The 12,509-nt window shown below is 64.9% G+C and carries 11 protein-coding genes; 6 read left to right on the top strand and 5 right to left on the bottom strand.

The features are described 5' to 3' along the window. From hscB to iscX, 4 genes are all read left to right on the top strand, one after another. Window positions 1-546, top strand: coding sequence for a Fe-S protein assembly co-chaperone HscB (gene hscB / locus F3J17_RS08650; protein WP_167056154.1), 546 nt, complete (start codon window positions 1-3; stop codon window positions 544-546). An 81-nt stretch (window positions 547-627) separates the two neighbouring features. Next, the gene (gene hscA, locus F3J17_RS08645) at window positions 628-2,499 is read left to right on the top strand and encodes a Fe-S protein assembly chaperone HscA (protein WP_167056151.1); all 1,872 of its coding nucleotides are present in this window, start codon (window positions 628-630) and stop codon (window positions 2,497-2,499) included. A 156-nt stretch (window positions 2,500-2,655) separates the two neighbouring features. Continuing rightward, the gene (fdx, locus tag F3J17_RS08640) at window positions 2,656-2,997 is read left to right on the top strand and encodes an ISC system 2Fe-2S type ferredoxin (RefSeq protein WP_167056146.1); all 342 of its coding nucleotides are present in this window, start codon (window positions 2,656-2,658) and stop codon (window positions 2,995-2,997) included. Between the two features lie 26 nt (window positions 2,998-3,023). Next, window positions 3,024-3,221 (top strand): Fe-S cluster assembly protein IscX, encoded by a 198-nt coding sequence (gene iscX / locus F3J17_RS08635; protein WP_167056143.1) that lies wholly within the window; start codon window positions 3,024-3,026, stop codon window positions 3,219-3,221. A 95-nt stretch (window positions 3,222-3,316) separates the two neighbouring features. Here iscX and F3J17_RS08630 read toward each other — a convergent pair whose 3' ends face one another. The 5 genes from F3J17_RS08630 to F3J17_RS08610 form a co-directional block, all read right to left on the bottom strand. Beyond that, window positions 3,317-4,051, bottom strand: coding sequence for a glycine zipper 2TM domain-containing protein (locus tag F3J17_RS08630; protein WP_167056140.1), 735 nt, complete (start codon window positions 4,049-4,051; stop codon window positions 3,317-3,319). A 356-nt stretch (window positions 4,052-4,407) separates the two neighbouring features. After that, window positions 4,408-5,952 carry a lysine--tRNA ligase gene (gene lysS / locus F3J17_RS08625; RefSeq protein ID WP_167056137.1) on the bottom strand — a complete coding sequence of 515 codons (1,545 nt, stop codon included), beginning with the start codon at window positions 5,950-5,952 and terminating at the stop codon, window positions 4,408-4,410. Between the two features lie 132 nt (window positions 5,953-6,084). Beyond that, window positions 6,085-7,189, bottom strand: a protein-coding gene (prfB, locus tag F3J17_RS08620; protein WP_167056134.1) for a peptide chain release factor 2 whose coding sequence is annotated in 2 segments (ribosomal slippage) — window positions 6,085-7,107 and window positions 7,109-7,189 — 1,104 coding nt in all. Because the reading frame shifts where the segments join, the coding sequence is not laid out codon by codon here. Window positions 7,190-7,329: 140 nt separating this feature from the next. Then, window positions 7,330-9,036, bottom strand: a complete 1,707-nt coding sequence (gene recJ / locus F3J17_RS08615) for a single-stranded-DNA-specific exonuclease RecJ (RefSeq protein ID WP_167056131.1) — start codon at window positions 9,034-9,036, stop codon at window positions 7,330-7,332. Window positions 9,037-9,054: 18 nt separating this feature from the next. After that, window positions 9,055-10,170, bottom strand: coding sequence for a regulator (locus F3J17_RS08610; RefSeq protein WP_167056128.1), 1,116 nt, complete (start codon window positions 10,168-10,170; stop codon window positions 9,055-9,057). A 343-nt stretch (window positions 10,171-10,513) separates the two neighbouring features. Between F3J17_RS08610 and F3J17_RS08605 the strand changes: the two genes are divergently transcribed. Both F3J17_RS08605 and lolD read left to right on the top strand, forming a co-directional pair. Further along, the gene (locus F3J17_RS08605) at window positions 10,514-11,767 is read left to right on the top strand and encodes a lipoprotein-releasing ABC transporter permease subunit (RefSeq protein WP_167056125.1); all 1,254 of its coding nucleotides are present in this window, start codon (window positions 10,514-10,516) and stop codon (window positions 11,765-11,767) included. After that, on the top strand, window positions 11,760-12,491 hold the full coding sequence (lolD, locus tag F3J17_RS08600) for a lipoprotein-releasing ABC transporter ATP-binding protein LolD (RefSeq protein WP_167056122.1): 732 nt from the start codon (window positions 11,760-11,762) through the stop codon (window positions 12,489-12,491). The genes F3J17_RS08605 and lolD overlap by 8 nt, the downstream gene beginning before the upstream one ends. The last annotated feature ends 18 nt before the right edge of the window (window positions 12,492-12,509 follow it).

The raw sequence follows: 12,509 nt of genomic DNA, 5'->3' as shown, positions 1-12,509 counted from the left end.
ATGGCCTCGCTCTCTTCGCTTTCCTCGCTCACCGACAGCCACTTCGTGCTGTTCGGCCTGAACGAGCAGTTCGCGCTCGACGCCGACGCGCTCGATCACGCCTACCGCACCGTGCAGGCGCAGGTGCACCCCGACCGCTTTGCGGCGGCGGGCGAAGCGCAAAAGCGCGTAGCGATGCAATGGGCCACGCGCGCCAATGAGGCGTATCAGACGCTGCGCGACCCGCTCAAGCGCGCGAAGTACCTGCTGCACCTGCGCGGCATCGACGTCGGCGCCGAGAACAACACGGCGATGGAACCGGCCTTTCTGATGCAGCAGATGGAATGGCGCGAAGCCATCGAAGACGCGGTCGGCGCGAAGAACGTCGATGCACTCGATGCGCTCGCCAGCGACCTGCGCGACGACGAACGCGTGCGCCTGACGAAGCTCGGCGCGCTGCTCGACAGCGGCTCGAACCAGCCGGCGGCGGAAGCGGTGCGCCAGCTGATGTTCATAGAGCGCGTGGCGGCCGAAGTCGATACGCAGATCGAGCGGCTGGAAGGCTAAAGCGTAGAACCCCGGATACAGGACAGGGCCACGGGTGGCGCGCTTCGCGCGACGCCAGGCGGCCGCTAACAGAATACTCAGATGGCACTACTGCAAATCTCCGAACCCGGCATGGCGCCGGCGCCGCATCAGCGGCGGCTGGCTGTCGGCATCGACCTGGGCACCACGAACTCGCTGGTCGCCGCGGTGCGCAGCGGCGTGCCCGACGTCCTGCCCGACGAAGACGGCCACGTGCTGCTGCCGTCCGTCGTGCGCTATCTGGCGAATGGCGGCCGTCGCATCGGCCGCACCGCCAAGGCCGAAGCCGCTACCGATCCGCGCAACACCATCGTTTCGGTCAAGCGCTTCATGGGCCGCGGCAAGGCGGACGTCGAAGGCGCGGCCAACGCGCCGTACGACTTTGTCGACGCGCCGGGCATGGTGCAGATCCAGACCATCGACGGCGTGAAAAGCCCGGTCGAAGTCTCGGCGGAAATTCTCGCGACGCTGCGTCAGCGTGCCGAAGACTCGCTCGGCGACGATCTGGTTGGCGCGGTCATCACCGTGCCCGCGTATTTCGACGAAGCGCAGCGCCAGGCCACCAAGGACGCGGCGCGTCTGGCCGGGCTGAACGTGCTGCGTCTGCTCAACGAGCCGACCGCAGCGGCGATTGCCTACGGCCTCGACAACGGTTCGGAAGGCCTCTACGCGGTCTATGACCTCGGCGGCGGCACCTTCGACCTGTCGATCCTCAAGCTCACCAAGGGTGTGTTCGAGGTGCTGGCAGCGGGCGGCGATTCGGCGCTCGGCGGCGACGATTTCGATCACGCGGTGTTTGCCTATGTGCTGGAGCAGGCGGGTATCGAGCGCGCGGCGCTCGCGCCCGAAGACGTGCGTCTGTTGCTCGATCGCGCACGCGACGCCAAGGAAGCGCTGTCTTCCGCGCCCGAAGCGCGTATCGAAGTCACGCTCTCGAATGGCGCGGCGCTTGCCGTGACGATCGACGAAGCGCGCTTTGAAGCGCTTACGCAGGCGCTGGTTCAGCGCACGCTCACGCCCACGAAGAAGGCCCTGCGCGACGCCAAGGTCGGTTCGAAGGACGTCAAGGGCGTGGTGCTGGTGGGCGGCGCGACGCGCATGCCGGTGATCCGTCGTGCGGTCGAACAGTTCTTCGGCCAGCCGCCGCTGATCAATCTCGATCCGGACCAGGTGGTGGCGCTTGGCGCGGCAATCCAGGCCGACCTGCTCGCAGGCAACCGTGGCGGCGACGACGACTGGCTGCTGCTCGACGTGATTCCGCTGTCGCTGGGCGTGGAAACGATGGGCGGTCTGGTCGAGAAGATCATCCCGCGCAACTCGACCATTCCGGTCGCGCGCGCGCAGGACTTCACGACCTTCAAGGATGGCCAGACGGCCATGGCGATCCACGTGGTGCAGGGCGAGCGCGAGCTGGTGTCCGACTGCCGTTCGCTGGCGCGTTTCGAACTGCGCGGCATTCCGCCGATGGCGGCAGGCGCGGCGCGCATCCGCGTGACGTACCAGGTGGACGCGGACGGCCTGCTGTCGGTGTTTGCGCGCGAGCAGTTGTCGGGCGTGGAAGCGTCCGTGGTGGTCAAGCCGTCCTACGGTCTCGCCGATGACGACATCGCGAAGATGCTCGAAGACAGCTTCAAGACCGCCGATATCGACATGCGCGCGCGTGCACTGCGCGAAGCGCAGGTCGAAGCGCAACGCGTGATCGAAGCGACGCAATCGGCGCTGGCCGCCGACGGCGAACTGCTCGACGACGACGAGCGCGTGGAACTCGACAAGCTGGTGGCGGCGCTCGCGCAGATTGCGCAAAGCGAAGACACCGGCGGCATCGAAGCGGCCTCCAAGTCGCTCGCCGAAGGTACCGACGAGTTCGCGGCCCGCCGCATGAACAAGGGCATCAAGCGCGCGCTGGCGGGCAAGAAGCTCGACGAGATCGGCTGAATGTGTGACTGAGCGCACGTGAATGCGCATGGGAAGGGCACGCGCTCTGCGTGCTTTCCCGATGCAGCGAAGTGCGCGACGTTAGTAGAATGGGTGTGCCGCCGTCGGCTGACGGGGCGCGCCCGATATGACAAGTTTTGGATTACGGAAATCAGAATGCCTCAAATCGTGGTGCTGCCCCATGTCGAACTGTGCCCGGATGGCGCGGTGATCGACGCCAAGCCGGGTGAGAGCGTGTGCGACGCGCTGCTGGAACACGGCATCGCAATCGAACACGCCTGCGAAAAGTCGTGTGCCTGCACGACCTGTCACGTGATCGTGCGCGAAGGTTTTAACGCGCTCGAACCGTCGGAAGAGCTCGAAGACGACCTGCTCGACAAGGCATGGGGTCTGGAGCCCACTTCGCGACTCTCGTGTCAGGCGCTCGTGCCGGCCGAGGACGACCTCGTGGTCGAGATTCCGCGTTACTCGATCAATCACGCGAAGGAAAACCACTGATCCATCCCAAAGAGGAGCGCGCAGCCATGAAATGGACCGATACGCAGGACATCGCAGTGGCGTTGACGGATACCCATCCGGATGTCGACCCACAATATGTGCGCTTCACCGATCTGCATCGCTGGATCACCGAACTCGAAGGCTTTGACGACGATCCCGAGCGTTCGAACGAGAAAATCCTCGAAGCGATTCAGGCGGCATGGATTGACGACGCGGCGTATTGATCGACCGGATTCACGTCGATTCCGCGTGTAGACACAATGAAAAAGGCGATTCACCTTCACGGTGAATCGCCTTTTGTTTTGGCGCTCTAAACGGGTTAAGCCGCGGCGAGCGTGCCGTGTTCGATCCGCACGCGCTGGCCTTGCTGGAACGGCGGCGCTTCGTGATACGTGAAGTAACGCGTCTTGCCGTTATCCATGCGCACGCGCACCGAATAAGCGGTGGTGCTGCGCAGATGCTTCTCGACCGAGTTACCGGCGAGACCGCCACCCAGCGCGCCCAGCAGCGTCATGGCCGTGCGGCCGCCACCCGCGCCGAACTGGTTGCCGACCACGCCGCCCGCCACAGCGCCGCCCACTGCGCCAATGCCGGTGCCGTGCCCTTCCTGACGCGTGGCGGAAATCCCTTCGACGACGCCGCACGACGCGCACGCGGGCTGTTGCGGCTGCGCTTCCTGGGCGTACTGCTGCGGTTGCTGAGCGTATTGCGGCGGCGGGGCCGCGGGCGCTTGCGCTGCCTGTGCCTGTTGCTGCTGCGCAGGCGTGGGCTGCGCAGGCGCAGTGTTCTGCGCGTATTGCGCGCTCGGCGCTGGCGCGGCGGCGCGCGTGGAGTCAACCACCGGCTGCGACGCCATCACGGTCGTCTGGCCGGTCTGGCTTTGCGCGCTTTGTTCGGCGTTGCTGGAGGCTTTCGGGAACACGCCGGTAATGGCTGCGGTCGCCGCAAGGCTCGCGACGATCACAGCGCCCGCCGCCGTAGCGATGAGCGGATGAATCCGGCGATTCGTTGCCGGCGTGGTCTGTGTGGTCAGTTTCGGATCAGGATTGTTCATGACAGGCTCCGTCTTTTGCAGAGTTGGCTCGTAAGAAAATTCGGTCAATCTAGTCAGATCAGTGTGAGCCAATCCTGCGACCCGGGCGTTTCAATGTGTAACCTCTTCTGCAAGGTGGCGCATCAGAAAGATCCCAGTGCTGATCGGCTCCATGGTGCAGCCTTGCATGGCGTGGTTTTCCGTCAATGCGCAAAGCACATGCCCGCGGCGCGCCCGTCGATGCGCGGCAGCTTTTACCGAAGGTTACAAATAATTGACACTTTTTCGCGGCTGCGCCTCAGGTGGCGGGCCAAAAGAAACGGGGCGCATGCGGCGAGAACCGCATGCGCCCCGTTCGGGCTGAATCCGTCAGCGACTTAGTCTTCGCGGCGCAGGTGCGGGAAGAGCAGCACGTCGCGGATGGTCGCGCTGTTGGTCAGCAGCATGACCAGACGGTCGATGCCGATACCGCAACCGCCTGTCGGGGGCATGCCGTATTCAAGCGCGCGAATGTAGTCGGCGTCGTAGAACATGGCTTCTTCGTCGCCCGCGTCCTTCTGCTCGACCTGCTTCTTGAAGCGCGCGGCCTGATCTTCCGGATCGTTCAGCTCCGAGAAACCATTGGCGATTTCGCGGCCCGTGATGAACAGTTCGAAACGCTCCGTGATGCCCGGCATCGTGTCCGATGCGCGCGCCAGCGGCGACACTTCCACCGGGTAATCGATGATGAAGGTGGGTTCCCACAGCTGCGATTCAGCCGTTTCTTCGAACAGCGCCAGTTGCAGCGCGCCCACGCCGGCGTTCAGGAACTGCGGCTGGTTGGCATCCACGCCGAACTTCTTCAGTTCCGTGCGCAGGAAGGCGGCATCGGCGAGTTGTTCGGTCGTGTACTGCGGCGCGTACTTCTGGATCGCCTGCACGATCGTCAGACGATGGAACGGCTTCGACAGATCGAGTTCGCGGCCCTGGTATTCGAGCGTAGCGGTGCCGCTCGCGTCGACGGCGGCCTGACGGATCAGTTGTTCCGTGAAGTCCATCAGCCAGCGGTAATCGGTGTACGCGGCGTAGAACTCCATCATCGTGAATTCCGGATTGTGACGCGGCGACACGCCTTCGTTACGGAAATTCCGGTTGATTTCGAACACGCGCTCGAAGCCGCCCACGATCAGGCGCTTCAGGTACAGCTCAGGCGCGATACGCATGTACATCTGCATATCGAGCGCGTTGTGGTGCGTGATGAACGGCTTGGCCGCCGCGCCGCCCGGGATCGGGTGCAGCATCGGCGTTTCGACTTCCATGAAGTTCGCGTCCGACATGAAGCGGCGCACCGACGAGATCGCCTTGGTACGCGCCACGAACGTGTCGCGCGATTCCGGCGTGACGATCAGGTCGACATAACGCTGGCGATAGCGCATTTCCTGGTCGGCGAGACCGTGGAACTTGTCCGGCAGCGGGCGCAGCGACTTCGACAGCAGGCGCAGTTCCGTGCAACGCACCGAAAGCTCGCCCTTGTTGGTGCGGAACAGCACGCCGGTTGCCGCGACGATATCGCCCAGGTCCCACTTCTTGAACGCGTCGTAAGTGGCTTCGCCCACATCGGCGGGCGTAATGAAGAACTGGATCTGGCCCGAGCCGTCGCGCACCGTGGCGAAGCTCGCCTTGCCCATCACGCGCTTGAGCATCATGCGGCCGGCGATCTTCACTTCGAGCGGATTCGCTTCGAGTGCGTCTTTATCCGTTTCGGCGTGATCGCGTTGCAGGTCGGCGGCGTGGTGGGTGGGGCGGAAGTCGTTCGGGAAGGCGACACCCGCCTCGCGCAGCGCGCGCAGTTTCTCGCGGCGCTCGGCGATGATCTGGTTGTCGTCGATATCGGGCGCGGCGCTGGGCGTATTCTGCGCGTTCTGCTGGGTCGGTTCGGTCATGATGGCTCGGGTTCTTGGAGTTCGGTTCCGGCAGCGCCGCGCATCGCGGGCAATGATGACGATGCGGGGCTGCGGGAGAGGGCGGCGGCTGGGCGACTACTGCGCGGCAGCGCCGCCGTGGCGCGAGATAAATTACACGCCTTGTTTCAGGCTTGCGCTGATGAAGGCGTCGAGATCGCCGTCGAGCACGGCCTTGGTGTTGCTGATTTCGACGTTGGTGCGCAGATCCTTGATACGGCTGTTGTCGAGCACGTAGGAGCGGATCTGGTGACCCCAGCCCACATCCGACTTGCCCGCTTCGAGCTTGTCCTGCTCCGACTGGCGCTTGCGCATTTCGGCTTCATAGAGGCGCGATTTGAGCATGGCCATGGCTTCGGCGCGGTTACGGTGCTGCGAGCGGTCGTTCTGGCACTGCACGACGATGCCCGACGGCACGTGCGTAATACGCACAGCGGAGTCGGTCTTGTTGATGTGCTGACCGCCCGCGCCCGAAGCGCGGTAGGTGTCGATACGCAGATCGGCCGGATTGACTTCGATCTCGAACGAATCGTCGATTTCCGGGTACACGAACACCGACGAGAACGACGTATGACGGCCGCCCGACGAGTCGAACGGCGACTTGCGCACCAGACGGTGAATGCCGGTTTCGGTGCGCAGGAAGCCGTAGGCATATTCGCCTTCGACCTTGATGGTCGCGCTCTTGATGCCGGCGACGTCGCCTTCCGATTCTTCCAGCACTTCGATCTTGAAGCCCTTGCGCTCGCAGTAACGCACGTACTGGCGCAGCAGCATGGACGCCCAGTCGCACGCTTCGGTGCCGCCGGCGCCAGCCTGGATGTCGATAAAGGCGTTATTCGGGTCGGCCGGGTTCGCGAACATGCGGCGGAACTCGACGTCGGCGACGCGCTTTTCGATCTCCTGGGCATCGCTTTCGATGGAGACGAGGGTGTCCTCATCGCCTTCTTCGCGGGCCATCTCGAAGAGATCCTGGGTGTCGCGCGTGTCGTTCTCGAGACCGTCGAGCACATGCACGACGCCTTCGAGCAGCTTCTTTTCCTTGCCGAGACCCTGTGCGTGCTTGGAGTCGTTCCAGACGTTGGGGTCTTCGAGTTCGCTATTGACTTCGACGAGCCGTCGGGCTTTTACGTCGTAGTCAAAGATACCCCCGTAGCTCGCCTGCGCGTGAGCGCAGGTCCGCCAAAAGGGCTTCGATCGCGTTGAGACGTTCCGCTTCCATTTTTGTCGTGATCCGGCGTGTAAAACACGCAATTATAGCCGATCGGGCATGGCTTGGCCCTGCCCAAAGGCCCGCGCCGCGCAGGGCGCGCGCGGGTTTGGGCACTGAAACGGATCAGAACGGAAGCGCTTGTGACAGGGTCAGAGCGCCGCGTGCTCAACGACCAGTTGCACGCGCGACACGCCGTTCCACGTATCGCGCACCAGCCGGTAAGCGACGGTGGTGTGCTGCGGCAGGGTTTCGGTGTGGTTGAACCAGATTGCGTTGAAGCGCTGACGGCCGCGCAGCAGTTGCAGCTTGAGGTGCTTGTCTTTCACGAGCGCCTGCGAAGCAACTTCGAATTCGCCTGAAAACACCGGCGCCGGGAAGCCCTGGCCCCACACCGCGGCGTCGAGCATCTCGACGAAATCGGGCGTGAAATAGGCGTCTTCCAGATCGCCGTCGGTTTCCACCGTGCGGGCGAGCGCCTCGGCGCTCAGCCACTCGCGGCCCACGCGCTCGAACGCTTCGGCGAAACGCGGCACGTCGGCGGCGGCGAGCGTCATGCCGGCGGCCATCGCGTGGCCGCCGAACTTGTGGATCAGGCCAGGCTCGCGCTTGGAAATCAGGTCGATGGCGTCGCGCAGATGGAAGCCGGGAATCGAGCGGCCCGAGCCCTTGACCAGTTCGCCGTTGTCGTCGGCGGGCGCGAAAGTGAAGGCGGGGCGGTGGAACTTCTCCTTCAGCCGACCCGCGACGATGCCGATCACGCCCTGATGCCAGCCCTCGTTGAACAGCGTGATCGTGGCGTTGCCCTGCGGATCGACATCGGCGAGATCGGCCAGTGCCTGCTGCTGCATGCCCGCTTCGATTTCGCGGCGTTCGCGGTTCATCCCGTCGAGCTGCTGCGCGAGTTCCCAGGCGCGGCCGGCGTCGTCGGTGGTCAGCAATTCGATGCCGAGCGACATGTCCGAAAGCCGTCCCGCCGCATTCAGACGCGGCCCGAGCGCGAAGCCCATATCGAAACCCGACGCGCTCTTCGCTTCGCGGCCCGAGGCGCGGAAGAGGGCCGCGATGCCCGGCTGCATGCGGCCGTTGCGGATGCGCTGCAGGCCTTGCGCGACCAGCACGCGGTTATTGGCGTCGAGCTTGACGACGTCGGCCACGGTGCCGAGCGCGACCAGATCGAGCAGGCCGTCCAGGCGCGGTTCCGGGCGTTCGTCGTTGAACGCGCCGCGACGGCGCATTTCGGCGCGCAGCGCGAGCAGCGTGTAGAACATCACGCCCACGCCGGCGATGCACTTGCTCGGAAACTCGCAGCCAGGCTGGTTCGGATTGACGATCGCGCGCGCGTCCGGGAGCGTGTCGCCGGGCAAGTGGTGATCGGTGACCAGCACTTCGATGCCGAGTTCGTTGGCCGCTTCCACACCTTCCACGCTGGCGATGCCGTTATCGACGGTAATCAGCACGTCGGGCGGCCCGCCCTTGCGCTGCGCGGCGAGCGCGACGATTTCGGGCGTGAGGCCGTAGCCGTACTCGAAGCGGTTCGGCACCAGATAGTCGATCTGCGCGCCCATCATGCGCAGGCCGCGCACGGCCACGGCGCAGGCGGTCGCGCCGTCGCAGTCGTAGTCGGCGACCACCAGCATGCGGCAATCGGCTTCGAGCGCGTCGGCGAGCAGCATGGCGGCTTCGTCGAGGCCCTTCATGCCGGCGGGCGGGATCAGGCGGGCGAGGCCGGTTTCGATGTCGTCGGGCTGGCAGACGCCGCGCGAGGCATAGAGCCGCGCGAGCACCGGATGCAGGCCGTGACGGATCAGCGCTTCGGTATCGGCGGGGGAACAGGCGCGGGTGACGATTCGGGTCATGCTTTGCGGCTTCAGAATTTATTCGATGAAAAGCGACGCGAATTCGCGGCGTCGCCAGAATTTGCGCAGGTCGCCGCGCGTGGCGTTGAGCGTTACGGAGCCGGTGTCGCCGCACAGCGTGACGCCCAGTTCGGCCAGTTCGCCGTTTTCGAGCGCGGCCAGCGCGGGCGCGAACCAGTCGCGCTCAAGCTGCGCGAAGGCGGCGTTCCAGCGGCCCCAGTCCTGCTGGATATAGGCGGCGGAAAACGGATCGAGCTCGATCAGCGTGGCGCCGGAAGCGCTGCCGTTCGCGGCGCTTTGTGCGTTGAACGTAGGCGGTACCGCGCCCAATTCAGCGCCGCTGGCCAGCGCGAGACCGCGCGTGGCAGCCGCGTCCGAGCGCACACGCGCGAAAGCGCGCTGCACCGGCCGCAACGCGCCCTGCGCATGGAACCAGATCGAGTTGACGGCGGGCAGGCCGCGCGCCTCGCGCGCTTCGTTCACGGGATGTTCGAACCACGCCATCTGCACTTCGTTCTGCACCTTCATCCAGGCGCGCGAGCGCTGGCCCGAATGGGCTTCGTGCGGCAGCCAGATTTCGATATTGCGGCCGCTCGCGCGCAACGGCGACGCGCCCGCGAGCGTGCCGAACTGATCGCTCGACAGATACCAGCGTTGCGGCGTGGGCGCTTCGACGCGGATGCCCAGCTCTTCGATCAACGGCCTGGCGACCGCGTAGAGCGAGGCGGCGTCAGCGTCGGTCAATTCGAGCGAGGCGGGGTCGATCAGCACCAGATGGTCGTGGGCGATGCGCACGTGCACGGGCTGGATACAGGCCCACGTGGCGTCGCCGGGCGTGCCGCCATCGGCGAGCAGCATCCACGGGGCGAGCGGCGCTTCGTCGTCGGCTGCGCCGTTCGCTGCGTTGTTCGCACCCGGCGCGGCTGCGCCAAACGCGCGCGCAACCCAGCGTTCGTGCGGGAGTGTGCGCTGGAAGTCCTCGCCGATCACCTGGTCGCCGACGCGCGCGCGCGAAACCAGCTTCGACAACGCGGGGTATTGCAGGCCGGCAAGGGCGGTGGACGCCACGGCCGCCGAGGGCAGCGCGAACGGAACGAGAAGATGGAGACGGTCAGCAGGCATGATGGAGCGCATTGTACTTCGGCGCCGGGTGCGGGAGGCCGGGGACTCGGGGTGTTTGTGCCTGGGCGGATTGGTGGGCGCGGGCCGTCGTCCATATAAATCAGCCACTTACGATGCAGTTGCCCGCGGGTTGCCGGCGCACAGATACAAATCTGCGCGGCACCTGCGCGCGCTTTGCGCGTCCAACCCTCAAAGCGCAAGTGGCCGCGAGCGACGCCGCAAAGTCCTTCCGGGGGCGGTAGTGTGGCAAACTTCGCGCTTGATCGCCGATCTGCTCCGGCACGTAATACTGCGTATTCACTGCGCATGGCGGAGCGGAAACGAAGCAGAAGCAACGAAGCACAAAAGGATTCGCTTGAAACTTCCCTACGAATGGCAGATAGGCTGGCGCTATACGCGCGCCGGCAAGCGCACGACCGGCAACGGTTTCATCTCGTTCATCGCGCTGATTTCGATGTCGGGCATCGCGCTCGGCGTCGCGGCGCTGATCGTCGTGCTGTCCGTGATGAACGGCTTCCAGCGCGATGTGCGCGACCGCATGCTTTCCGTGCTCGCCCACGTCGAAATCTTCTCGCCGACGGGTTCGATGCCCGACTGGCAGCTCACCGCCAAGGAAGCCAAAACCAATACCGAAGTGATCGGCGCGGCGCCCTACGTGGACGCCCAGGCGCTGCTCACGCGCGGCGATAGCGTAAGCGGCGTGGCCTTGCGCGGCATCGAGCCGTCCGAAGAGCCGCAGGTGTCGGATATCGACAAGGAAATGAAGCTCGGCAGCATGAACGACCTGACGCCGGGCAGCTTCAATATCGTGCTGGGCGCGGATCTGGCCGTGAGCCTGGGCGTCACGAAGGGCGACAAGGTCACGCTGGTCGCGCCTGAAGGCACCATCACGCCGGCCGGCATGCTGCCGCGCCTGAAGCAGTTCACGGTGGTGGGCGTGTTCGAATCGGGGCATTACGAGTACGACAGTACGCTCGCGCTCGTCAATATCCGCGATGCCGAAGTGCTCTATCGACTTGCCGCGCCAAGCGGCGTGCGCCTGCGTCTGAAGGATATGCAGCGCGCGCCGCAGGTTGCGCGCCAGCTCGTGCATACGCTGTCCGGCGATCTCTATATCCGCGACTGGACCCAGCAGAACAAGACCTGGTTCTCGGCCGTGCAGATCGAAAAGCGCATGATGTTCATCATCCTCACGCTGATCATTGCGGTGGCCGCGTTCAATCTGGTGTCGTCGCTGGTGATGACGGTCACCAACAAGCAGGCCGATATCGCGATTCTGCGCACGCTCGGCGCGCAGCCTGGCTCGATCATGAAGATCTTCGTGGTGCAGGGCGTGACGATCGGCTTCGTGGGCACGGGCATCGGCGTGGCGCTCGGGTGCCTGATTGCGTGGAGCATTCCGTGGCTCGTGCCGATGATCGAGCATCTGCTCGGCGTGCAGTTCCTGCCGCCTTCGGTCTATTTCATCAGTGAATTGCCTTCGGAACTCGTCGCTGGCGACGTGATCCGCATCGGCTTGATTGCGTTCGTGCTGTCCGCGCTGGCGACGCTTTATCCCAGCTGGCGCGCGGCCAAGGTACGTCCCGCGGAGGCACTGCGTTATGAATGAGCGTCAATCGATTCAAGCCGCGGCGGGCGATTACCCCTACGTGATCGAAGCCCATGGCATCTCGAAGGTGTTCGGTCAGGGCGCGCTTTCGGTGCAGGTGCTGCACGACACCGATATCACGGTCAAGCGCGGCGAAAAGCTGGCGATCGTGGGCGCGTCGGGTTCGGGCAAGAGCACGCTGCTGCACGTGCTGGGCGGGCTCGACGAGCCGGGCACCGGCAACGTCAAGCTGCTCGGCAAGCCGTTTACCGAGCTTTCCGAGCGCGACCGCAACGATCTGCGCAATCGCGCGCTGGGCTTCGTCTATCAGTTCCACCATCTGCTGCCGGAATTCACGGCGCTCGACAATGTGGCGATGCCGCTGCGCATTCGCCGCATGCCGCAGGAAGCCGCGCGCGCCGAAGCCATGGCGATTCTCGATCGCGTAGGTCTCGCGCATCGCGCGAAGCATCGTCCGGGCGAACTGTCGGGCGGCGAGCGTCAACGCGTGGCGATTGCGCGCGCGCTGGTGACCAAGCCGGCCTGCGTGCTCGCCGACGAACCGACCGGCAACCTCGACGGCAGCACGGCGGACAACGTCTTCAACCTGATGATGGAACTGTCCGACCAGTTCCAGACGAGCTTTGTGATCGTCACGCACGATCCCGAACTGGCGGCGCGCTGCGACCGCACCGTGCGTCTGCGCGACGGCATGCTGCACGAAGAGCCGGTCGTACCGGTTTAACGCTTCGTTTATTGCCGC

The sequence above is a fragment of the Burkholderia sp. Ax-1719 genome (genome assembly GCF_011753055.1).
Taxonomy (GTDB): Bacteria; Pseudomonadota; Gammaproteobacteria; order Burkholderiales; family Burkholderiaceae; genus Paraburkholderia.
The sequence above is the reverse complement of the archived record's forward strand: the minus strand, read 5'-3'. Positions and strand labels throughout refer to the sequence as shown.